This window comes from Candidatus Saccharibacteria bacterium (genome assembly GCA_016789455.1).
Classification (GTDB): Bacteria; Patescibacteriota; Saccharimonadia; order Saccharimonadales; family Saccharimonadaceae; genus CAIJKY01.
The window spans coordinates 622,319-643,023 of record JAEUQU010000002.1 but is presented as its reverse complement, the minus strand read 5'-3'; the positions used below and the strand labels follow the sequence as shown (position 1 = coordinate 643,023).

The 20,705-nt window shown below is 57.4% G+C and carries 26 protein-coding genes; 14 read left to right on the top strand and 12 right to left on the bottom strand.

Going from position 1 to position 20,705, the window contains the following annotated elements; all coding sequences use genetic code 11:
• Positions 1-33: 33 nt before the first annotated feature.
• The 3 genes from smpB to JNJ66_04495 all read right to left on the bottom strand — a co-directional run bounded on the left by smpB (position 34) and on the right by JNJ66_04495 (position 2,453).
• Complete coding sequence (smpB, locus tag JNJ66_04505; protein ID MBL8159694.1) at positions 34-519, bottom strand: SsrA-binding protein SmpB; 486 nt, start codon at positions 517-519, stop codon at positions 34-36.
• An 82-nt stretch (positions 520-601) separates the two neighbouring features.
• A complete protein-coding gene (locus tag JNJ66_04500; protein ID MBL8159693.1) occupies positions 602-1,579 on the bottom strand; it encodes a hypothetical protein in 978 nt (325 codons plus the stop codon).
• Positions 1,580-2,021: 442 nt separating this feature from the next.
• Complete coding sequence (locus tag JNJ66_04495; protein MBL8159692.1) at positions 2,022-2,453, bottom strand: hypothetical protein; 432 nt, start codon at positions 2,451-2,453, stop codon at positions 2,022-2,024.
• Between the two features lie 348 nt (positions 2,454-2,801).
• Here JNJ66_04495 and JNJ66_04490 point away from each other — a divergent pair, with 348 nt between their 5' ends.
• Complete coding sequence (locus JNJ66_04490) at positions 2,802-3,038, top strand: hypothetical protein (GenBank protein MBL8159691.1); 237 nt, start codon at positions 2,802-2,804, stop codon at positions 3,036-3,038.
• 94 nt (positions 3,039-3,132) lie between these two features.
• Positions 3,133-4,032, top strand: a complete 900-nt coding sequence (locus JNJ66_04485) for an alpha/beta fold hydrolase (protein ID MBL8159690.1) — start codon at positions 3,133-3,135, stop codon at positions 4,030-4,032.
• 6 nt (positions 4,033-4,038) lie between these two features.
• Here JNJ66_04485 and JNJ66_04480 read toward each other — a convergent pair whose 3' ends face one another.
• Entirely contained in the window at positions 4,039-4,794 is a 756-nt protein-coding gene (locus JNJ66_04480) for a glycosyltransferase (GenBank protein MBL8159689.1), read from the bottom strand.
• A gap of 119 nt (positions 4,795-4,913) precedes the next feature.
• Here JNJ66_04480 and JNJ66_04475 point away from each other — a divergent pair, with 119 nt between their 5' ends.
• Together JNJ66_04475 and JNJ66_04470 are read left to right on the top strand one after the other, a co-directional pair.
• A complete protein-coding gene (locus JNJ66_04475; GenBank protein ID MBL8159688.1) occupies positions 4,914-6,158 on the top strand; it encodes a glycosyltransferase in 1,245 nt (414 codons plus the stop codon).
• A 91-nt stretch (positions 6,159-6,249) separates the two neighbouring features.
• A complete protein-coding gene (locus JNJ66_04470; protein MBL8159687.1) occupies positions 6,250-6,939 on the top strand; it encodes a hypothetical protein in 690 nt (229 codons plus the stop codon).
• A gap of 31 nt (positions 6,940-6,970) precedes the next feature.
• On the opposite strand, the gene JNJ66_04465 is transcribed toward JNJ66_04470, so the two are convergent.
• The 8 genes from JNJ66_04465 to JNJ66_04430 all read right to left on the bottom strand — a co-directional run bounded on the left by JNJ66_04465 (position 6,971) and on the right by JNJ66_04430 (position 13,261).
• The gene (locus tag JNJ66_04465; GenBank protein MBL8159686.1) at positions 6,971-9,544 is read right to left on the bottom strand and encodes a hypothetical protein; all 2,574 of its coding nucleotides are present in this window, start codon (positions 9,542-9,544) and stop codon (positions 6,971-6,973) included.
• 83 nt (positions 9,545-9,627) lie between these two features.
• Positions 9,628-10,221, bottom strand: a complete 594-nt coding sequence (locus tag JNJ66_04460; protein MBL8159685.1) for a thermonuclease family protein — start codon at positions 10,219-10,221, stop codon at positions 9,628-9,630.
• Positions 10,222-10,245: 24 nt separating this feature from the next.
• Complete coding sequence (locus tag JNJ66_04455; GenBank protein MBL8159684.1) at positions 10,246-10,815, bottom strand: cob(I)yrinic acid a,c-diamide adenosyltransferase; 570 nt, start codon at positions 10,813-10,815, stop codon at positions 10,246-10,248.
• Positions 10,816-10,841: 26 nt separating this feature from the next.
• Complete coding sequence (locus JNJ66_04450) at positions 10,842-11,567, bottom strand: cytochrome C biogenesis protein (GenBank protein MBL8159683.1); 726 nt, start codon at positions 11,565-11,567, stop codon at positions 10,842-10,844.
• A 1-nt stretch (position 11,568) separates the two neighbouring features.
• Entirely contained in the window at positions 11,569-12,090 is a 522-nt protein-coding gene (locus tag JNJ66_04445) for a thioredoxin family protein (GenBank protein ID MBL8159682.1), read from the bottom strand.
• 35 nt (positions 12,091-12,125) lie between these two features.
• Positions 12,126-12,392, bottom strand: a complete 267-nt coding sequence (locus JNJ66_04440; GenBank protein ID MBL8159681.1) for an NrdH-redoxin — start codon at positions 12,390-12,392, stop codon at positions 12,126-12,128.
• Positions 12,393-12,420: 28 nt separating this feature from the next.
• The gene (locus JNJ66_04435; protein MBL8159680.1) at positions 12,421-12,726 is read right to left on the bottom strand and encodes a hypothetical protein; all 306 of its coding nucleotides are present in this window, start codon (positions 12,724-12,726) and stop codon (positions 12,421-12,423) included.
• Positions 12,727-12,820: 94 nt separating this feature from the next.
• A complete protein-coding gene (locus JNJ66_04430) occupies positions 12,821-13,261 on the bottom strand; it encodes a hypothetical protein (GenBank protein MBL8159679.1) in 441 nt (146 codons plus the stop codon).
• A 172-nt stretch (positions 13,262-13,433) separates the two neighbouring features.
• Here JNJ66_04430 and JNJ66_04425 point away from each other — a divergent pair, with 172 nt between their 5' ends.
• The 10 genes from JNJ66_04425 to JNJ66_04380 all read left to right on the top strand — a co-directional run bounded on the left by JNJ66_04425 (position 13,434) and on the right by JNJ66_04380 (position 20,601).
• Positions 13,434-13,721 carry an AtpZ/AtpI family protein gene (locus tag JNJ66_04425; GenBank protein MBL8159678.1) on the top strand — a complete coding sequence of 96 codons (288 nt, stop codon included), beginning with the start codon at positions 13,434-13,436 and terminating at the stop codon, positions 13,719-13,721.
• Positions 13,722-13,819: 98 nt separating this feature from the next.
• Entirely contained in the window at positions 13,820-14,596 is a 777-nt protein-coding gene (locus tag JNJ66_04420) for a F0F1 ATP synthase subunit A (protein MBL8159677.1), read from the top strand.
• Between the two features lie 51 nt (positions 14,597-14,647).
• Positions 14,648-14,860, top strand: a complete 213-nt coding sequence (locus JNJ66_04415; protein ID MBL8159676.1) for a H(+)-transporting ATPase — start codon at positions 14,648-14,650, stop codon at positions 14,858-14,860.
• A 12-nt stretch (positions 14,861-14,872) separates the two neighbouring features.
• Positions 14,873-15,427, top strand: coding sequence for a F0F1 ATP synthase subunit B (gene atpF / locus JNJ66_04410; protein MBL8159675.1), 555 nt, complete (start codon positions 14,873-14,875; stop codon positions 15,425-15,427).
• Positions 15,428-15,431: 4 nt separating this feature from the next.
• Positions 15,432-15,818: a F0F1 ATP synthase subunit delta gene (locus tag JNJ66_04405; GenBank protein MBL8159674.1), complete on the top strand. Its 387-nt coding sequence runs from the start codon at positions 15,432-15,434 to the stop codon at positions 15,816-15,818.
• Between the two features lie 21 nt (positions 15,819-15,839).
• Positions 15,840-17,369: a F0F1 ATP synthase subunit alpha gene (locus JNJ66_04400; GenBank protein MBL8159673.1), complete on the top strand. Its 1,530-nt coding sequence runs from the start codon at positions 15,840-15,842 to the stop codon at positions 17,367-17,369.
• On the top strand, positions 17,369-18,235 hold the full coding sequence (atpG, locus tag JNJ66_04395; protein ID MBL8159672.1) for an ATP synthase F1 subunit gamma: 867 nt from the start codon (positions 17,369-17,371) through the stop codon (positions 18,233-18,235). Before JNJ66_04400 ends, atpG begins: the two co-directional genes overlap by 1 nt.
• 36 nt (positions 18,236-18,271) lie before the next feature.
• Positions 18,272-19,651 (top strand): F0F1 ATP synthase subunit beta, encoded by a 1,380-nt coding sequence (gene atpD / locus JNJ66_04390; protein MBL8159671.1) that lies wholly within the window; start codon positions 18,272-18,274, stop codon positions 19,649-19,651.
• Between the two features lie 36 nt (positions 19,652-19,687).
• Complete coding sequence (atpC, locus tag JNJ66_04385) at positions 19,688-20,110, top strand: ATP synthase F1 subunit epsilon (GenBank protein ID MBL8159670.1); 423 nt, start codon at positions 19,688-19,690, stop codon at positions 20,108-20,110.
• A gap of 71 nt (positions 20,111-20,181) precedes the next feature.
• On the top strand, positions 20,182-20,601 hold the full coding sequence (locus JNJ66_04380) for a hypothetical protein (GenBank protein MBL8159669.1): 420 nt from the start codon (positions 20,182-20,184) through the stop codon (positions 20,599-20,601).
• The last annotated feature ends 104 nt before the right edge of the window (positions 20,602-20,705 follow it).

Genomic DNA, 20,705 nt, shown 5'->3' with positions numbered 1-20,705 from the left:
TACGTCGGGCCCGCTCCGCTATCTCCGCTTCCGCTATCCTCGTTTCCGTAATAATGCGGATTCGCGCGCAAAGTCGCGCTTTTTTAATGCCTCGCGTTTGTCATAGCGCTTCTTGCCCTTGCCCAGGGCGATAATCAGCTTGATAAAGCGGCCCTGGTTGAGCAGCTTAAGCGGCACAATGGTCATGCCTTCTTTCCTGGCGGCCGTCAGCTTATCGATTTCTTTGCGATGGGCCAGCAGTTTGCGCGGCGAGGTGTCGACTGCCCGCTCGTTATGGCCGCCTGGCTCATTGTGTTTGACGCTGAAGCTGGCATTGGTCAGCCAGAGCTCGTCCTGCTTGATGGTGACGAAGGCGCCTTTCAGCTGGATATGGCCGTCGCGTGCCGCCCGTACTTCCGGGCCACTCAGGTGCAGGCCGACAACGAACTCATCCCCCAGCGCGTAATCGTAATGGGCGCGGCGGTTGGTGATGGCCTTGGGCTGTGGTTTGGCCTTGGATGTGTTGGCGGCTTTTTTCATCTGATGAATAGTATAGAACACTTTTTGAAATGACGAAGCCCCGTCCACGCCACGACGCTGTGATGTGGACGGGGCTTGTCCCCTACCTCGGGATCCGGCTGGTCCGGCCGCTCTGCAGGCCGATGAGGCCCTCGTGATGGTCGAGATGCGGAATTCCGCTGACACGACCGGCGAAGCAGGCTTCGACGACTTGCGCCACCCTTGATGGGAAGTTGGCCGTCATGTCGTGGCCTTGCCCCGGCAGGATCCGCCGCAGCGCGTCCGGGTAGGCGCTGCGCCACTCGGACCAGGCGGCCTCGGTGTCCACGAGCGGGTCGCAGATGCCGTGGTCGCAGACGACCAGGCCGCCGAGGACGTGTTCCAGCGGCAGCCGGGTGACGTTCATGCCGTGCAGGTACTGCGCCTGGGCTGCCAGTGACTCGCCGGGCGCTGCCCAGATAGTAGCGGCGCTGATCTTGAGGCGATCGAGTGCAACCCCCGGTTCGCGCGGATAGTCGGCACGCTCAGCCAACCACTTGCCCATACGGTAGGTCAACCGGCTGGTGCCCACGGGCAGTCGCACGTAGCGCAGGGCGCCGAGCAGCCAGTCCGGGATGGTCAGGCTGTGCCGGCTGCCCTGGGCCGAACAGGCCACCAGGTACGGCAGCTCGATGGCATGCCCTGCACTCATGTAGTGCACGGCATACTCGGCGCCGACACTGCCGCCCATTGAGCGGCCGATGATGACGACCTTGCGGTGCTTGGCGGCGCGGGTCATGCCCGTGACCTCGGCATCGATTTCACGGAACAGTGCAGGCAGATCCATGCCGACCTCGCCATACTCAGCCATGACGATGTGGCTGGTCCTGCGCAGTTCATCAGCCAGCGGCAGCGAGGCCACGACGCCCTGGCCGCGCCAGCCGCTGAAGATGACGACGACCTGGTCACTCTCGATGACCTCCGAGCGCAGGCCCAGGACGTACGGACCGCGGTGCGTGGTGCTGCGCGGCAGGTAGCCGCTTGCCAGCCAGCCGCCGGCGGCGACGGACAGTGCACGGGCAGGTGTGATGCGCGGGCGCATGACAGCCTTTCTGTTTGAGGTACGAAGACTATAGGATGTAAGCACAAATGTGTTGTTTTGTCAAGTGGCATACTTAACGTTCACACCTATTGTTTTATCCTTAGTGCCTAAAAATCCAGAAAATGTATGAGTTACAGCTTGCTATTAGTAGCGTTAAACTTTTTCCACTCACGGTAAGATACGAGCGAAAGAAGGATTAACCAAAATATACTTATCAACCAGTCAAGCACCCCTCCGGTACCGAGGAATGGCTTTACTGCGAAATATATCATTAGTGGAGCCGCTGTGAACAGACGCGTTTTCGGTAAAGCGTACAGGAGCAGGCTTGCACAGGTGAGTAGAGCTAGTAGTATTAACGAATCAACGTTCATTATTCAATTATCTCATAAAAATTTGAAATGGGCGGGGCGTTGAAGACTATCGACGCCCCGCCCGAGGCAGGTCAGCTCAGCGCGTGTCTCCACATCGCCGAACCGTCACACGCACCCACATACCAGCGCCACTCCCACGGCCGGGTAGCCCATGTCGGGTCCCAGGGGTTGTTGGCCTGGATGTAGATGCACCCATTCGGGTTTTTCTTCAGGATGAAGGCTGCGGCCTCGCCAATTGCTGCGCCCACTACAGCACCTTGCACACCGCCGATGGAGCCGATTGATGCTCCCCCTGCGGTGGTGGTGATGTCCAGGAAGTCAGGTGAGATGACCGCCACGCAGTGATTTGCAACTGGTCGCTGGTCATACCACCCTGAAGGGCAAGTGCCCTGCTTTGGATCCCATGGCCCTTCCGCGAAGGCCGTGGGCGGAGTGATGATGCCACCGGTCAGGATTGCCCCAACCAATAGCAGTATTGCCAACAGGCGCGATTTAATGCGCATGTCGATCCCTTCCGGGCATGTTCCAACTCCGCTGGAACTGCGGAGAAGCGTTGAGTGACGCTCCTGATTAATGTTATAACGATAAAAGTTTCATTTGTCAAAATGCATAAAGTGTAGATATTGCTTTTATCTACAAAAATGATATAGTTTACTAGATTCTCGTTCAGGCAGAGCGAGTGGCTGCATAATCACGCAGCAACGGTCTAGCGCCAGACCTATCCGGCGAATCTTCAGAGGTGGCACATGGCTCAGCAGCCTGAGGTTCATGATTGTGGCGACGCTCGGCTTTCGGCGGCTATTATCAGAGGGCCACGCATCATGGCACTTGCAGCCAAGGTGGTGGATCTTATGAATCAGCACAGCACCAATCCGAGCGCTACGGTGCCTCTGGTGTGGACCGTCGTAGTGGATGACGAGGAGCGTCACATCAAGATGCGACTTGTTGACATCTGGCTCCCAACGCCCAGTAATATCCACCTCTACGAGTTCAAGGGACTGTACAAGCCCCCTCACACCAGTGAACAGATGACAGTCCGGGGATGGTTTGACTTCTCGGCTCGTCGCGGCCATATCTGTGGACGCTGACGCACTGTTCATGCTCCACACCCCCGCGCCACCACGGCGCGGGGGTTTCCAATTTGCCGCTCCAGCCCCGCCGTAAGCTATAATGAAGATAAGCATGAGACACATATCTGACACCGTCGCCCACGAGCCGCTCCAACATATCGAAAAAGAATTCATCACCTTCCAGCGCCACCACAATGGCGTGGAGTACCATTTTTTGGCCACTAATACCAAGGCCAAGCGTGGCGTATTGCTGCTGCACGGCGTCACCGGTAATAAGCTGGACATGGTGGTGCTCGGCCGTCACCTGGCGCGGCAGGGCTATGCCGTTTACGCGCCGGATCTGCCCGGCCACGGCAGCGCCAAGGGCCTGGTGGCTAAGGATTTTGACCAGCTGGGGCGCTGGCTGGACGGTTGCGTGGCCAGTCTGGCGGCGCAGGGTGTCAGCATCAATCTGGTCATTGGCAATTCCTTCGCGGCCGCCATCTGTTATAACTACGCCCAACAAGGCCTGTTGCCGGATGGTTGCCAGCTGCTGTTGAACTGCCCGACGCCGGACATCAGCCGCGCCTCCCGCCTGTTGCGCTACATGGGACAGGCCTTGCCGGAGGTAGTGGCCTGGCGGCTGTACAATTCGCACCTGGTTATTTCTATCCGTATCAAGTACCTGCACGTCAGCAAGCGGCCGGAGGCCAAACGCTGGCTGCGTGAGTCAGAATTATATAAACGGAGTTTTCTGGACGTGCCGGTCAGCAATGCCATGTCCGCCCTGCTGCACACCCATAATCCCTACGAGGGGCGGCGGCTGACCAAGGCCGTCCAGCAACGCACGGAATACATCATCGGCGACCGCGACAACGTGGTGACGCGTCACACGGCTACGCGGCTGCGCCAGCTGTTGCCGGATGCCACGCCGCATGTCATCCATGGCGCGGGTCACATCCTGCATTTTGATGCTTGGAAAGAGTGCGCGGAGATTGCGGCGGCGCAGTTGGCGAAGGCTGAAAAAGAGTAGCCGCGCCTACTTCTTGGGCTTGTCCTCGCCACCCATCTTGTATTCATAAATCGGTTTGTCCACGCGCAGGCCGTGCGTGTAACGGTAAAACTCGCCGTAAAAGCCGCGCTTGAGCTGCTGCAGGCCATCCTGCCCTTCGTAGCGGCGCGGCGAACTGAGGAAATACGTGCCGGTGATGATGCCAAAGCTGCCGCCGGCCCGCTTGGCGCGCAGGGCCACGTCGTAGTCCTCCATGAGGTAGAGCGATTCATCAATGCCGCCGATGGCCCGGAACAGGTCGCGCTGGACGATGTAGCAGCTGAAGAAGATCGGCCACGGCGTGATGCTCATTGCCAGGGCATAGCCGTTCATCAGCCGGCCGCCGGCGCGCATGCTGAGCGACGATGATAAAATTCGCTGTTTAAAACCGGCAACCGTCAGGTCGCGCCGCCCCATCTCTTTGCGGGCGGCCTCGATGAACAGGCGTGGCAGGCGCACGTCCGCATCGCAGAACATAAAGAAGTAGCCGCGGGCGACAGCCGCGCCACGGTTGCGGGCCAGGCTGGCGCCGGGCTCATCCACGCGCACTACCTGCAGCGGCAGGCCGTCCCCATGGGTGCGGACGGCATCCCCGGTGCCGTCGGTCGAGGCGGAATCGACGACGATGACTTCAAAGCTGCCGTAGGGCAGATCGGTCTGGGCGCGCAGATCGTCGAGCAGGCCGCCGATGGTTGCCGCCTCGTTATGGCACGGGATGATGATGCTGATCAGCGGTTCGTTCATGCTGCCCAGTATAGAGGAAGCTGAAAGCCTGCACCAACCGTCGTGCCTGCATAAAACAGCTTCCTCTCGATAAAACGCCACGGTTATGGTATAATGTGATGAAGTTTAACCTCCGAATTATGAGAATTGCATTTTTTACCGATGATTACCTGCCATATATTCATGGCGTGACGACATCGATCCAGAACCTGCGGGCCGCCTACGAGCGGCTTGGCCATGAGGTCTTCATTATCGCGCCCAAGTGTGCCGATTATGAGGATAATGATGATCATGTCATCCGCACCAACTCCTTCAACTCGTATATCTTTGATAAGCGGCCGGTATCCATCGTCTATCCCGGCATGGCCAAGAAGTTTGATGAGTATGAGTTTGATGTCGTCCACAGCCACACCCAGTTCTGGATGGGCGCGCTGGGCAGCATGGTGGCCAAGCGCCAGGGTATTCCGCATGTCTCGACCATGCACACCCTGTTTACCGAGCTGCTCGATAACTACCCGGCGGCAGTCATCTCCGGCATGATCGCCGTCTCTATCGGCTATCCTATCGCCTTCAAGACCCGGCCAGTGCTGCCGTTTGAGTTCGGTTCTTTGCAGGGTCTGAGTATGGACAGTCGCGACCTGTTCAAAAAGCAGGCCTGGCGGCTGATGAACACCTTCTTTGCCCACACGTCGGCCTGTATCGCCCCGTCCGAGCACCTGTTTTACACTATGGCCGCCCACGGGCTGGAGGCGCCGTGCTACGTGCTGCCGAACGGCATCGACCTCGAACAGTACAAAGCCCGCACTGACGACGAGCATTCCACCAGCACCTTCAAGAAACCGCGCGGCCAGCGCTGGATTACGGCAGTGGGACGGCTGAGCGGCGAGAAGCGCCAGCGCGTCCTGGTTGAGTCCATGGCCGGCATTGCCGACCCCAAGGTGCGCTTAATCCTGGTTGGCGACGGCCCGGAGCGCGAGAACCTCGAGGAACTGGCCGAAGAGCTGGGCGTCGCCGACCGCATCTGGTTCACCGGCAAGCAGTCCCCTGCCTGCGTGGCCTACATTCTCAGCCAAAGCGATGTCTTCACGCTTGCCTCTTACCGCTTTGATAACCAGCCGATGGTCATCCTGGAAGCCATTGCCAGCGGTCTGCCGGTAGTCTACTGTGACGACAACCTTAAGGAAGGCCTGACCGCCGAGAACTCCATCCTGACTGATACGCCGGAGCCGGCCGACTTTGCCGAAGTCTTCCGCACGCTGTTGGCTGACCGTGAGCGGTTGAAGCAGATGTCCAGCGCCTCGCGCAAGCTTTCCAAGGAATTTGATATCAACCGGCTGGCGAAGCGGATGGTTGAGATTTATAAGGACGCGCAGCCGTTGGAGTAGCGCAGTGAGTCCGCAGATTCACTATAGTTTTCGGATCTAACAACTTTCGCGCAGTCTAATTCTCGCGTGAACGTCATGCTATGCTTATGTTATGAAAAACCACAGGATGTTGTTAGTAGGTGCTTTTGCAGTAGCGTTGTTAGCTGTAGTGGCTTTAGTAGGCTTCAACATAAGCAATACAAAGCAGCAGGTTGATACTCCTACGCCCGGCTCAACCGGCACTGTAAACAAAACTTCAAAACATATAGAGACCGCAGATAAAATTGACAATATTGATCCACTGCTAAGTCCGCCTGCTGACTGGAAATCTTACAAAGATCAAACGCTTGGCTTGGCCTTGAGTCATCCTGCCGAGCTATACCCTAAATCAAAAGAGCTTTCCTCTACTGCTAACGGAGGGCCGATTACTCAGCGTAGTGTATTATTTTATGATAAGGATGGTGTAAAAAGTGAAAAGTTTAAAATTATTATCTACGACCTTCCAGTAGAGGGCGTCATCAAAGATTTTGAAGATAAAGATACTGGAGATGACGGTAGAGTGGTGCAGAAACCCTTGGTTATTTGGGTGGATATCAAGTCTAAAGATTTTTTTAAACTTAACGACAAAGAAGGTGTTCGGCTGGTTAGCACTAAGAGGACTTCGTCAAGCTCGCAATATCAAATGATTGTAAGCTATATAATTGGGCACAAAAACAAAACTTATGTTTATCAAACCGACTCCGACTCAACAGAGAATGATGCCTTGGCATTTATGATATTGCGCAGCATTACTTTCGAATAACTAGAGACGGGGTAGTTTATAGCATCGAGAACTACTGATTCACATTATTTGCAGTGCAGTCGGCTGGCCCGTTATCTTCATCGCCCTTCGTGTTGCAGGTAAAGTCATCCAAACCGTATTGCACCGGAGTCCAGTCATCATGATCTTCATTGCCGTGCGTGCCGTTCGAGTAGCTAGGTACTGTGTAAAAATCTTGTAAATATGCATAACCCATTACACTAGGGTAGTAGCCATTTAAGCCCAAGGTATTATAAATGCCTGCATAGCCATGAACCTTGTCGGAAGCGCAGATTAAGGGCTGGCCCGCATACTGACCTTGCTGGCTATCTGGGCTAAGACAAAGATTATGGCCCAATTCATGCATAATTAATTTTGCAATTTGTTGATCAAAATTATCCCAGTTTACATTTTGAGTAAAAAAATCATTTTTTATTAAATCGTAAGCTATAACCGCATCATCATCCCCGGCGTATGCAATTCCACTAGGGTTGTCGTCATCATCATCCTCCAGATAGCTTCCGGATATCATATAGCGCCACTTCCCGTAGCGATTTGATTTGTCAAAATACACTGGAGTTAATTCGTTCTTGTAGCTATACAAGTCAACATCCAAATCATTTTCCGATTCTAAATACAAATCCCTTATGTATGGTAGGTTTTGCCCGCCACCAAAGTCTCCAATTTCTACTCCTGGCGTTGTGATGTTGGTAGTGGTATGAGGACCAATGTCGAAATGCGTATATATATTCTTTGCGTGAAATGCAAGTCCGACGAGCGACAACTGACTTGGTGATGGCTGTGTAGGATAATAATCGTAGCCCTGGCCGTTAGATTCAACTTTGGTCATCCAGTCAATTTCCACAAATATATCCTTCGCATTGGGATGAGGAGTCGCGCATGAGATTGGAGTAGCTGATGTGTTGCAGAAAGTGGCATGTCTATCGGGATATGCGTTAGATTCAACGTAATCTGTCAATCCGTCGCGATCAGTATCTGGCTTATCGTCTAGTGTGCCTTGCATTACTTCTTGACTAAGGCTTAGCTCATCATTATCGCCATCTACCGTGTAAGCTTGCAGTACTTCGGATTGCGGATAACGGTTGCCTATGTCCACTCCTGTTGCTTTGATAATGCTAATGTTTTGAGAAGCGTTGCAGTTACTATAATCTGATTTGCATTGCACAAAGTAAAATGTGCCATTTTGAATATCCGCTCTGCCTGTTGTTACAAATCGTTCGGATGTATTTCCGTCAAGCCCCGATACTTCCGTTGACGAGTAGACTACGGTCGATGCTCCGGTTGTGGCCTCAAAACGACGCACAATATTGTGTCGGTCGCGTGGCCAGCTGGCGGTTAATTCAGCGTTGGAAACAATGTATATTGCGCCATTAGTATCGACGATCGGACTCGAACTTGAATAAGGCTGTTCATACCCAGCGCTCACTAAAGTGCTATTGAGATTGATGTCGAAAACTACAGAGCCTGTTGCGGAAAACTTAATTATTCGGTCGTCAAGGCTACTCGCACTGCTATTGTCCGGACCCCCTAGTGTCACGAGTCCCCCGTCTGGAGTTATGGCCATAGAGCCTAATTTGAAATTGCAATCATCATTCGCTAGATAGCTTAAATCGGGGCCATTCGCAGTTTGCCTTAGCACCGCAATCTCATAGTCGCTAGTACAGTTGTTGTATGGATGGGTATCAGGATAAAGTAGTGCATATATCTGGCCAGTGCTATCACCGGTAATCTGGGCAACACCTTGCCGATTGGCATAAGGCTGGCTGGATACATCATGATTAAGGGGGCTGTTCTCCGAGAAAGAGTAGGTAGTGTTTGTTTTATTAAGATTAAAGTAACGGACACTAATGTGGTCGGTTTGTGGTGCATTATTACTATCGTAGTCAATGGTATTTTGCAATATTGCAACCCCGCCTGATGTTATAACCAGGGGTGAAGTTGACGGGTAGACTGTATTTTCGGCAATTTGGGCATTTGCCCTGACGCTGCCATCTAGCATACTAAGTGCGTATAACCTGGAATCTTGATCAGTGGATGTACATTGTGAGGAAGCTAGTGACATTACATACAGTGTGCCATCGCGACCTATGGTCGGGTGCGCTGCTCGACCTTGAGCAATATAGTCAGGACTCGTGGCAGTGCAGGCCGTGAGGGGTATTGCCCATAGCTCGGCATTATTACGATAAGCAGCTAAGCGATACTCTAGGTGATTACTTATTGTCCGAACTTCCGACACATAGGTCGTCCCATCAGTTCCTGCTACTATGCTGGACTCGTTGCACGATACTGGGCTCCACGTAGTACTTCCATGGTTGCTGCTGACAATATTATTTGTTGGCGTATCTTCAGGAGTTAAAGTCTTAAGATATGTATAGTTATCATAATATGGGCCTAAATTGCATGATGCAGCCGAAATGTTGCCGTCGAGATGCGCATATAACGCTGACGGGACGAACCGCAGAGGTTGACCTCCAATTGAAATTTGAGTAGCTGTTGCTCCCACTGGCTGGCTGAAAACTATTGTACCCAAACCCATTAGCAGCCCTAGGCCAATAAGTTTATTTAAGAGACTGCCATGCCTTTTCATTGTGAAGTTCCTGTTTCTTGTTGTGCCTATAACCTAAGCATAACAAAGAGCTTACGCAGTCGGCAACTAATCCAAAAGTGACACTACATCTCAACGCTATTGGTCTGCAGATAGCTCCCTGACTCCTTGACGGTGCAAGCACCCCACAACCCCGTCCTCGAATTCTTCGCCGCCTCCTGCAGCTGCCTGAACTCTTTCTTTTTCTCGGTATTGAAGTTCGTGACAAATGCATACCCGCCCGTCACCAGCAGCTCATTCAACTCCCGCCCATCCTGCAAAAAGACATAGCGCAGCAGCCGCCCGTATTTATCGCGATTGGGCTGTTTGGTGTCTGCCACCAGTTTGACCGGCTTGCCTTTGACGAGATTGCGGGTGAACTGCGTGGCTTCTGTGCCGTAGCACTGCGCCGGCTTGCTGGGGTGGTGCGTCTCTGGCGTGTCCACGCCCACCAGCCTGATGCTTTCGCGGATGCCGTCCATGCTGACGTAGATGGTGTCGCCGTCCGCGACATCGATGACGGTGTACTGCCCGGGCGGCGCCGGGTCATCTGGCGTGAACGGTCCCTTGCCTTCCAGGCTCTGGGCCAGCGTGAAGACGATGAAGGCCAGCACCAGGCCAAGCGCACTGCGCAGCAAGGTGCGCGTACGGCGTTTCAGTAGCGCGTTCAAACTGGCCATCGGCCGCCCCCTTTCTTTTAGCTGTTAGTAATCGATGCCTTTTTTGGCCAGGTATTTGTCGTCGAAGTGATGCTTGATCTTTTTCATCTCCGTCGCGATGTCGACGTGGTGCAGCATATCCTCCGGAAAGTTGCGGCCCGTCAGGCAGAGGCTGACATCTTCCGGCTTATCCTTGAGCAACGCCTCGAACTCCTCGCGCGTCAGCAGGCCATCGTGCAGGGCATTGTTGATCTCATCGCAGATGACCAGGTCGTATTCCCCGCCCGTCAAGGCGGTGCGTGCTTCGGCCAGGGTCTCTTGGGCTGCCTGCTTGTGGTCGGCGTCCGTCACATCGGCGGCACTAAGGTCGTCCGGCGCTTCATAAAACCCAAGGCCACCCTTATAGAAAAACAAAGAATCATTAAATAAAGGTTGAATCTTGCGGATGAAGGTGTGCTCGCCCACCTCCCAGTTCTTGACGAACTGGATGTAGGCTACCCGCCAGCCCCGCCCCAAGGCGCGGCACATCAGGCCGATGCTGGCGCTGGTCTTGCCTTTGCTGTCGCCGGTGTAGACTACGACGACGCTTTGCTTCTGCTTGTAATCATCAAACATCTGAACCTCCTTGACCCTGCATATCCTTACCGTAGCAGATTTTCCAGGCCGGTGGTGCCGTCATATAGACCACGCTCCAGCAGCCAGGCTTCACCCAGCTTGTCCCAGCCGAAAATGATGCTCAGGCCCACGGCGATGAAGAGTACGGCCAGCCCGCGCCGGAACATGCCTGTGGGATTGGCCGCCCAGCGCAGGCGGGCTATGAGCCGCTGTCCGGCCAGAGCGAGCAGCAACAAGGCCGCAGCCAGGCCGATGGCATAGATCAACACATACAATGCCCCGAGCGTGAATGAGGCCGGCAGTACCACGGCAATCAGCAGGCCATACACCGGACTGCAGCTGGTGAACACTGGCCCGAGCGCCGCCCCGATGATGATGTCGCCCAGCGCGCTTCGACGGCTGCTGCCGGCGCGCAGCGCCCTGTTGGCGCCGAGGTTCATGCCCAGTGCCAGCCGCTCCCATAGCTGCGGGAACAGCTGGAAGACACCCAGTAGCACCACGAGGCCGCCGCTTATCCCCCGCCATACCTCCTGCGGAACCGCCAATAGTTCAGTAGTCCCTTTCAGCAGCAGGGTGAATACCGTGACACTCAGCGCCAGGCTGGCCACGATGCGCAGTGCCTTGGCCGTGTCCGGCTTGGCTGAGACGCCGATGCTGCCGCCGACGATCACGGGCAGCACGGCCAGCATGCAGGGCGCCAGCACCGTCAGAAATCCTGCCAGCAGGCTGATGAAGAGCAGTTCCGGACCCATGTTACTCGTCGCTACCGTTGATACCGAGGCCGGTCAGTGCGGGCTCGAGCCGCGGATCGCTATAGGGCAGGAACAGGCCTAGTTTTTTGCCCTCGCTATCGACGTGTACGACGGTGGTCTGCTGTACGACGCCGTATTCGCGGCGCAATGGCTGGTTGCTGTCGTAGTCTGCCTTGAGGATGGTGACGCCGGCCGGTACGCCGTTCTTCTCGATGTCGGCCTCAAGCTGGCGGCACTGCGGACACCACGGCGCGTGGAAGAATATGACACGTTCATTATCGCCCGCGGCAGCCAGGGCTTCGGCGGAGTAATCAGTGTATGTGCCGGCGGTCGACGCGGCGGGTGCTGCCGTCTCGTCCGGAGTCGTAGTGCCGGTGGCGGGCTTATTTTCTACGGGCTTCGTGACGGCCGGTTCCTGGCGGGTGGTCTCATCGGCCCGTTGTGCCAAGGCAAAATAGCCGCCAGCGGCAGCCAGGATGACCAGGATGCCGGTTATCAGCAATGTGCGGTTGGTGCTGGACATAGTACTCCTCGTATAAAATCAGGTTAGGAATTGGATCAGGCTTTTGCCAAAGCTTGGTTGATGCGCCCCAGGTCGTATCCCAAAATGATCTCACCGTACACATCAAGTACCGGTACGCCCTGCACCGGCCCGCCGAGCTTCTGCATCAGTTCCTGGGCGGCACCTGGTTCGCGCTCGATATCGTGGTAAACATAGGCGACGCCCTTCTTGTCAAAATAGGCCATGGCCTGATGACAGTATCCGCACCACTCGGCGCCGTATACGATTACCTTCTTGTCATCATCAAGTTTGATATCACTCATAAGCAGTCTCCTCTCAGAAGCATATACGTCAGTCTTCTGCATCTATTGTATCTGATTGGCGGCGGCTTGTCAGATGCCAGCCGAAACATTCCAGGCATTGGTAGGTGCCCAGGGTGATCCAGGGGCGCATCAGCTCGGCGTCATCGAGGGCGGCCTGGACGGCCTGTTGGGATTCATAGCGCCGCTTATCTTCACAACGTGAACCTGGCCGCGGCAGCGGACGGGGGATGTGGCGGGATGGTGGCGTGCGGCGGGGCATGTCCTCATGGTACGGTCGCCCCTGGCAAAACGCAAATGGTGTCTGCACGGCATGTCTGGCCGCCACCTTCGACATATAAGTCGAAAGCATCGGTCAGTCCCGAACCGCCGCCGTGAGGCAGGCGGTCCGGGAGAAACGTGAGGCAGCGACCGGCGCGGCCGGCCGGCGGCTACAGGATCGCTTCCAGCGCCGCGGCGATGATGCGCCGCCGTTCATTCGCATTCCTGCTGCTCCGTACCTTGCGTACGGTGTCGAGCAAGCGGATGAGGCTTTCATCGCGTGCACTCGTGTCCTGTCCGAGTGGCTGGGCGCTATGCAGCGCTTCGTCCAGCTCGTCATCCGGCCCGAAGGCGGCGGCCACGATGCCAGTCAGTACCGCGTTGTGCGCGGCACTGAGCACGCCATGGGTCAGTACCGCCAGGCTGATGAGGGCCAGGCGGACGTCGCCATACTCCAGGGCCGATAGCGCCTGGCGACGACTGGCGGCATCTGCCCGGTGGACGTTCAGCCAGCCGCCACCGGTACGCAGCCGGCTTGGCGTCTTCTGGGTCCTGGCGGTGAGGTGGGCCTGGGCGAAGACCTCAACCGGCACAGGGCGCTGATCCGTCATGCTGCTCCTTCGATATGCCGTGACGGGCCACAGTGGCCGGTCGTACTGCATTACAATACATACGGCGCGACATGTCAACGGAATGAAACCGGGCATTTGCGCGCCCCCACATCTGGAATATTCATGAAATCAAGTTGCCTAAACCTACAAAAATTGCTATAGTAATCCGTAAATGCCAGAAAAGTCCGAAAAGCATGGCGCGCACGCACCCATGACCGAAGCGGGTACCCCTACTACGCAATCGGCCATTTTAGTGTTCGGCACTATCGCAGACACCACCTGGCGGTTATTCGTCCCGAGCGTCGGCGGTACCCTGCTGGGCGTCTGGGGTGATAACAGTTTCCATACCAAGCCGTGGTTGACCCTGACCGGCATCGTCCTGGGCTGTGCCCTGGCCGTCCTGCTGGTCCGGCAGCAGCTCACAAGCGTTAAGACTGACAAAGGAACCGATCAACGATGACAATCAATATGCTCACCAATTTCGCTGCCGAGACGCCGCATGTCAGTCTGGCGCCGGACACCTTTTTTCACGTGGGGCCGATTGCCATTACCAATTCCATACTGTTGGGCATCATCGGCTATGCACTGGTCATCTGGCTCTTTGCCTTCATGGCTAAGGCCGCCAGGAACAACAGCCGCAACCGTTTCGCCGTCGCCCTGCTCTGGCTGTTCGAAGGACTGCTGAATACCATCGAGCAGGTCACTAATGACAAGAAGATGGCGCGGCAACTGGCGCCGCTGGCCATCACCCTGTTCTTCTTCATCATCGTCAACTACTGGACCGGCATCCTGCCTTTCGTCGGTCCGGTGACGTATAACGGCCTGCCGCTGTTCCGCGGCCTGGCCGCCGACCTGAATGTCACCTTCGCCCTGGCCATCATCAGCATGGTGACGGTGCAGATCTACGCCATCCGCGCGCACGGAGCCTTCGGCAACCTGGGACGCTATCTGCGCAACCCGTTCCGCGACCCCGCCGGCGCCTTCGAAGGTGTCCTGGAAATCATCGCTGAGTTCTCGCGCCTGGTCGCCCTGAGCATGCGTCTCTTCGGTAACGTCTTTGCCGGCGAGGTGCTGCTGGTGATGGTAGGCTTTTTGACCAGCTACTTCGCCGTCATCGCCCTGCCGTTCTTCATGGTATTCGAGCTGTTCATCGGCGCCATCCAGGCCTACGTCTTCTTCATGTTGACCATCGTCTTCATTTCCCTGGGCACCGCCAGCCACGGCCCGCACGAGACGCACGATACCGAGACGTCGCTCGACAACAATCCATCCCCCACTTCACCCCCGCATACCCACCCTGATAAGCATGCCAAAGCGGCCGCGCTTTCAGATTGATAATGACGGTATGGCAATAATAAGTAGAAAGTAACTAAAGGAGTAGTAACAATGGAAGAATTAGCATTTGGTCTGACCTACGCAATCGCAGCCGGCCTGTGTGGTGTCGGTGCCGGACTTATCGGTGCCGCAGCCGTCGGTGCTGCCGGCCGCAATCCGGAAAAGATCGGCGACATCCGCGGTCTGATGATCCTGGCCATTTCGTTCGTCGACGCCCTGGCTATCATCGCCATCATCGTTGCCATTATCGCCAAGTTCCTCTAGGAGTAGTCAGACGTGCACACGATGACTACCAACCTTATGACTGTCGCCCAGGCAAGTGCCGGCGGCGAGGGCGACCTGTTTGGCGCCCTGGGTATCCAGTGGGAGCTGCTGGTTCTGCAGGGCCTGGCCTTCCTGGTCCTTGTCTTCCTGCTGGGCAAGTTTGTCTACCCGGTGCTGATCGCGTCCATTGACCGCCGCCAGGAGCAGCTCGACGCCGGTGCCAAGGCATCCGAAGCTGCGCAGAAGCAGGCCGAAGAAGCCGAAGCCCGCATCGCCGAGCAGCTCAAGGAGGCCCGTGCCGAAGCCGACGCCATCGTCGCCACCGCCCACAAAGAGGCTGGCGACATGGTGGCTGCCGCCGAGGAGCGCGCCGTCGCCCGGGCCGAGCACATCGTCGAAGAAGCCAAGAACGGCATCGAAAGCGACATCACCAGCGCCCGCGCCGCCCTGCGCCAGGAGGCCAAGCAGCTGGTCGCCGAGGCGACTGCGACCATTATCGGGGAGAAGCTTGATGCCAGCCGCGATAACGCCCTTATCGAGAAGGCGCTAAAAGAAGGAAAAGCGTAAGGCTATGGCGCAACGGTTAAGCCGCCGGCTCGTCGTCCGTGCCTTCGTCGACGGCCTGACCCGCGGCAAGGACAGGAAGGCGCTGGTCCGCTCATTGGCCGCCTATCTTATTGAGACGAAGCAGGCCAAACAGCTTGACAGCTACCTGGCAGATATCAGCCGCGAGCTGACCCGCCACGGCATCGCTACCGCCGAGGTCACCAGCGTCCACAAGCTGAGCGCCGGGGTGGCTGAAAGCCTGAAGCAGATCGTTGCCCGCCACACCGGTGCGCACCGGGTCGCCCTTAATCAGACCATTGACGAAAGCCTGATCGGCGGCGTCCGCCTAAGCTTTGACGGGCTTGAGATCGACGAGTCCGTCCGTACGAAATTAAATAGATTGCAGGCCTAAGAGAGAGTAAGAGAATCATATATGACAGACATCTCAGTGAAAGAACTATCAAGGGATATCCGCGATGCCATCGAGGGCCTGCGCAGTAGCGAGGGCCTGGTCGAGACCGGCATCGTCACCCGCGTCGGTGACGGCGTCGCCTGGATATACGGCCTGAGCGGCTGTGGTGCCGCCGAGGTCATCAACATCGATGCCAATGATGGCAGCAAGGTCGAAGGCTTCGTCCTGAACCTGGGCGAAGACGAGATCGGTGCCGTGCTGCTTGGCGACGACACCAAGGTTGCCGCCGGTGCCAAGGTCCGCCTGAGCGGCCACGTCCTGGAAGTACCGGTGGGCGAAGGCCTGCTGGGCCGCGTCGTCGACCCGCTTGGCCGCCCGCTGGACGGCATGGGCCCCATCAAGGCCAAACACCACAACCCGATTGAACGCGCCGCCCCCGGCGTCATGGACCGCAAGAGCGTCCACGAGCCGATGATGACCGGCATCACCGCCATCGACGCCATCATCCCCATCGGCCGCGGCCAGCGCGAGCTGATCATCGGTGACCGCCAGACCGGCAAGACCGCCATCGCGCTTGACACCATGATCAACCAGGGCCGCCAAAAGACCGGCGTCGTCAACGTCTACGTCGCCATCGGTCAGAAGCTGAGCAAGATCGCCCGCTTAGTCGACCGCCTCAAGGAAGAGGGCGTCATGGAGAATTCCATCGTCGTCGCGACAGGACCTGCTGATGCCGCTTCCCTGCTGTACCTGGCTCCCTACGCCGGCTGTGCCATGGCTGAATACTTCCGTGACAACGGCGGCCACGCCCTGATCATCTACGATGACCTGACCAAGCACGCCACCGCCTACCGCCAGATGTCCCTGCTGCTGCGCCGCCCGCCGGGCCGCGAAGCCTACCCGGGTGACGTCTTCTACCTGCACTCCCGCCTGCTGGAGCGCGCCGCCAAGCTCAACGACGAGCTGGGCGCCGGTTCGTTGACGGCGCTGCCGATCATCGAGACGCAAGCCGGTGACATCTCCGCCTACATCCCGACCAACGTCATCTCCATCACCGACGGCCAGATCTTCCTGGAGACCAACCTGTTCTACCAGGGTATCCGCCCGGCTATCTCAGTCGGCCTCTCGGTCAGCCGTGTCGGTGGTGCCGCTCAGACGAAAGCTGTGAAGAGCGTCGGTTCCGGTATCAAGCTTGACCTGGCCCAGTTCCGCGAACTGGCCGCCTTCATGCAGTTCTCTACCGACCTTGATCCCGAGACCAAGCAGCGCCTCAACCGCGGTCAGCGTCTGACCGAACTGCTCAAGCAGCCGCAGTACCAGCCAATGGGTGTCTGGGAAATGACCGCCACCCTTATGGCGGCCAACGCCGGCGCCTTCGACCACGTTCCGGTCGAAAAGATCCAGGATGCCAAGACCGCCCTGCTGACCGAACTCTGGCACGAGCACAAGGACCTGATGCGCACCCTCAGCAAGGGCGACAAGCCTGACGAGACCATCACCTCGACCGTCCTTGACACTGCAAAGAAAGTAACGAAAGGCTTCAAAGCCTAATGCCGGCAACTCGCGCCATCCGCGACCGTATCGGTTCCGTCAAGAACACCCGCCAGATCACCCGGGCTATGGAACTGGTGGCGGCGAGTAATCTTCGCCGTGCCCAGGAGGCTGCCGGTGCTACCCGTGAGTACGCCGCGACCGCCCGTGAACTGCTGGCCCACCTGAATGCCGCCGGCGATGCCGAACGGCAGCCGCTCTATGCCGAGCGCGCCGTCAAAAGCCGGCTCTACATCGTCGTCTCCAGCGACCAGGGCCTGGCCGGCGCCTACAACAGTAACCTGCTGAAACTATTGACCGTCCGTCTGCGCGCCGACAAGCATGATGGCATCGCAAGCAGCCTGATCACGCTCGGCCGCCAGGCTGGGAACTTTGCCGCGCGCCTCGCGGGCGTTACCGTCGACGGTGCCCACACCGACCTGCCGGACGCACCGGACCAGAACTTCCTGCAGCCGATCATCGGCAGCGCCGTCCGCCAGTTCCTCGATGGTGAATATGATGCCGTCGATATCATCTACACCAACTACGTCTCGACGGTCAGCCAGGAGCCAGTCGCCATCCGCCTGTTGCCTGCCGGCTTCGATGATGTCGAGGTGCCCGCCAGCCTGCAGCAGGCAACGTTTGAGCCATCGGCCGAAGAAGTACTGGAGACTATCACCATCCGTCTGTTGGAAAGCCAGCTGCTGCAAGCCATGCTGAGCGCCAAAGCTTCGGAGTACATGATGCGCATGATGGCCATGCACAACGCCACCGACAACGCCAACGGCCTGATTGACGACCTGACCCTGGAGATGAACAAGGCCCGCCAGGCCTACATTACCCAGGAGCTGGCCGAGATCACCGGTGGCGCAGAGGCGATGAAGTAGTACCGAGATTAGACCGACAACCAAGGAGAATAATGAATGAGTGAAGTAAAAACCAAGCAAGGCGCCATCATCCAGGTCGTGGGTGTGGTCGTCGACGTCGAGTTCGAGCGCGGCCACCTGCCCGCCATCTATGACGCCCTGCACATTGAGCGCAAAGACGGCACTGTCGTACTTGAGGTCGCCCAGCACCTGAGCGAAAACTCGGTCCGTGCCATCGCCCTCTCGAGCACTGACGGCCTGAAGCGCGGCGAGAAGGTTGCCGCCACCGGCGCACCCATCAGCGTACCGGTCGGCGCCGACACCCAGGGCCGTATGTTCAACGTCGTCGGTGAGCCTATCGACGGCAAGCCGGTGCCTAAAGGCATTAAGGTGTCGCCGATCCACAAGGCGCCGCCAGCCCTGACCGAGCAATCCAACAAGGCCGAGGTGCTGGAAACCGGCATCAAGGTCATCGACCTGATTGCGCCCATCACCCGTGGCGGTAAGGTCGGCCTGTTCGGCGGTGCCGGCGTCGGCAAGACCGTCATCATTCAGGAGCTGATTAACAACATTGCCAAATTCCACTCCGGTAACTCCGTCTTTGCTGGTGTCGGTGAGCGTACCCGTGAAGGCAACGACCTCTACTACGAAATGCAGGAGGCCGAGGTGCTCGACAAGACCAGCCTGGTCTTCGGTCAGATGAACGAGCCGCCTGGGGCCCGTCTGCGCGTCGCCCTGACCGGTCTGACCATGGCCGAAGCCTTCCGTGACGAAGGTAAGGACGTGCTGTTGTTCATCGACAACATCTTCCGCTTCACGCAGGCTGGCTCCGAGGTATCTGCCCTGCTCGGCCGTCTGCCGTCCGCCGTGGGTTACCAGCCCAACCTGCAGCAGGAGATGGGCGCGCTGCAGGAGCGTATCACGACGACCAAGAAGGGTTCGATCACCTCGATTCAGGCCGTTTACGTGCCCGCCGATGACCTGACCGACCCGGCGCCGGCGACCACCTTCGCCCACCTCGACTCGACCATCGTCCTGAACCGCGCCCTGACCGAGATCGGTATCTACCCGGCTGTCGACCCGCTCGATTCCAACTCGACCATCCTCGACCCTGAAGTCGTCGGCGAAGAGCACTACCGCGTCGCCCGCGAGGTCCAGCGCGTGCTGCAAAGCTACAAAGACCTGCAGGACATCATTGCCATCATGGGCATGGAAGAGCTGAGCGAAGAGCAGAAGCAGACCGTCAACCGCGCTCGCCGCATCCAGCGTTTCCTGAGTCAGCCGTTCTTTGTGGCTGAGAAATTTACCGGTAACGCCGGCCAGTACGTGCCGCTGAAGGAAACCATTCAAAGCTTTGCTGAGATTCTTGAGGGTAAGCACGATGACAAGCCGGAGAGCGCCTTCTACATGAAGGGCAGCATCAAGGACGTAAAGTAACGGTTTGATATTTCACGTGAAATATTGGATAACACTATGAAACTCGACCTGATCACCCTTTCTGGCAACAAGTTCTCCGAAGAGGTCTACGAAGTGCAGCTGCCGACGGCCAACGGCCCGATCGCGGTCTTTCCTGGCCATCAGCCGCTGATCACCCTGATGCAGACCGGTGTCATCAGCGTGCGCCGTAAGCGCGGTGATAGCGACAGCCAGCTGGAAATCTTTGCTGCCACCGGAGGTGTCGCTGAAATTACGGCCGAACGCGTCAAGCTTCTGATTGACGAAGCCGAGCACTCCGACGACATCACCGAGGCCCAGGCTACCGAGGCCCTCAAGCGGGCCGAAGAGCTCAAAGCCCGGGCGAAAGACAGCCTGGAGCTCGAAAAAGCCCAGCAGCTTATCGACCGGCATGCAGTCCGCATCAAGGTGGCGGGGCTGCGGCGGCGGCACATGCGCTAGTACTGCAGCGTCTTCAAAAAAACAGGATCCAGCCGGGTCCTGTTTTGCACTATTGCATATTTATACTATTTGTGTTATACTATGCACGCATCTTCGTCCGACAGGAGGGTATTGTGATCAGAGTAATCGTCATCGGCGCCGTTGTCGTCGGTGCGATCTTCTGGAACGCCATCGAGAAGGGCGACGGAGGAATCGTCGCCGCGATCATCGTCGGCGCAGTCATGCTGTTCTTCGGGCCGCGTCTGGTGATGAAGGCTCGCGAAGATCGCGACATCACCACGCCATGGGGTGCAGTGCTGACCCCAGGGGATCGCCGGGTACTCCACGCGTCCTACCTGGCGCTCTGCTCTGTGCGCGGGAAGAATGATGAACGTCGCACTGAGATGGTGAACAACCTGCATGATTCGGGTGGACTACCGGGCTTCAAGAAAGGCCAATTCGGCTTCCATGAGCTGTTCGCGCACATAGAGCGACACATGCTCGAACCCTGAGATGCACCAGCGCCGACAGTCCGGCATCCACCACCCGTGGGTGCCGGGCTGTCCGGCGCGCTTTTGCTTTTTGGGCGTCCGTCCTGGCCAGTTGCCCTCTTGAA

Excerpts from the sequence above, each read along its gene's own strand:
- smpB (MBL8159694.1), bottom strand. The coding sequence starts at position 519 with ATGAAAAAAGCCGCCAACACATCCAAGGCCAAACCACAGCCCAAGGCC.
- JNJ66_04500 (MBL8159693.1), bottom strand. The coding sequence starts at position 1,579 with ATGCGCCCGCGCATCACACCTGCCCGTGCACTGTCCGTCGCCGCCGGC.
- JNJ66_04495 (MBL8159692.1), bottom strand. The coding sequence starts at position 2,453 with ATGCGCATTAAATCGCGCCTGTTGGCAATACTGCTATTGGTTGGGGCA.
- JNJ66_04490 (MBL8159691.1), top strand. The coding sequence starts at position 2,802 with ATGAATCAGCACAGCACCAATCCGAGCGCTACGGTGCCTCTGGTGTGG.
- JNJ66_04485 (MBL8159690.1), top strand. The coding sequence starts at position 3,133 with ATGAGACACATATCTGACACCGTCGCCCACGAGCCGCTCCAACATATC.
- JNJ66_04480 (MBL8159689.1), bottom strand. The coding sequence starts at position 4,794 with ATGAACGAACCGCTGATCAGCATCATCATCCCGTGCCATAACGAGGCG.
- JNJ66_04475 (MBL8159688.1), top strand. The coding sequence starts at position 4,914 with ATGAGAATTGCATTTTTTACCGATGATTACCTGCCATATATTCATGGC.
- JNJ66_04470 (MBL8159687.1), top strand. The coding sequence starts at position 6,250 with ATGAAAAACCACAGGATGTTGTTAGTAGGTGCTTTTGCAGTAGCGTTG.
- JNJ66_04465 (MBL8159686.1), bottom strand. The coding sequence starts at position 9,544 with ATGAAAAGGCATGGCAGTCTCTTAAATAAACTTATTGGCCTAGGGCTG.
- JNJ66_04460 (MBL8159685.1), bottom strand. The coding sequence starts at position 10,221 with ATGGCCAGTTTGAACGCGCTACTGAAACGCCGTACGCGCACCTTGCTG.
- JNJ66_04455 (MBL8159684.1), bottom strand. The coding sequence starts at position 10,815 with ATGTTTGATGATTACAAGCAGAAGCAAAGCGTCGTCGTAGTCTACACC.
- JNJ66_04450 (MBL8159683.1), bottom strand. The coding sequence starts at position 11,567 with ATGGGTCCGGAACTGCTCTTCATCAGCCTGCTGGCAGGATTTCTGACG.
- JNJ66_04445 (MBL8159682.1), bottom strand. The coding sequence starts at position 12,090 with ATGTCCAGCACCAACCGCACATTGCTGATAACCGGCATCCTGGTCATC.
- JNJ66_04440 (MBL8159681.1), bottom strand. The coding sequence starts at position 12,392 with ATGAGTGATATCAAACTTGATGATGACAAGAAGGTAATCGTATACGGC.
- JNJ66_04435 (MBL8159680.1), bottom strand. The coding sequence starts at position 12,726 with ATGTCGAAGGTGGCGGCCAGACATGCCGTGCAGACACCATTTGCGTTT.
- JNJ66_04430 (MBL8159679.1), bottom strand. The coding sequence starts at position 13,261 with ATGACGGATCAGCGCCCTGTGCCGGTTGAGGTCTTCGCCCAGGCCCAC.
- JNJ66_04425 (MBL8159678.1), top strand. The coding sequence starts at position 13,434 with ATGCCAGAAAAGTCCGAAAAGCATGGCGCGCACGCACCCATGACCGAA.
- JNJ66_04415 (MBL8159676.1), top strand. The coding sequence starts at position 14,648 with ATGGAAGAATTAGCATTTGGTCTGACCTACGCAATCGCAGCCGGCCTG.
- JNJ66_04405 (MBL8159674.1), top strand. The coding sequence starts at position 15,432 with ATGGCGCAACGGTTAAGCCGCCGGCTCGTCGTCCGTGCCTTCGTCGAC.
- JNJ66_04400 (MBL8159673.1), top strand. The coding sequence starts at position 15,840 with ATGACAGACATCTCAGTGAAAGAACTATCAAGGGATATCCGCGATGCC.
- atpG (MBL8159672.1), top strand. The coding sequence starts at position 17,369 with ATGCCGGCAACTCGCGCCATCCGCGACCGTATCGGTTCCGTCAAGAAC.
- atpD (MBL8159671.1), top strand. The coding sequence starts at position 18,272 with ATGAGTGAAGTAAAAACCAAGCAAGGCGCCATCATCCAGGTCGTGGGT.
- atpC (MBL8159670.1), top strand. The coding sequence starts at position 19,688 with ATGAAACTCGACCTGATCACCCTTTCTGGCAACAAGTTCTCCGAAGAG.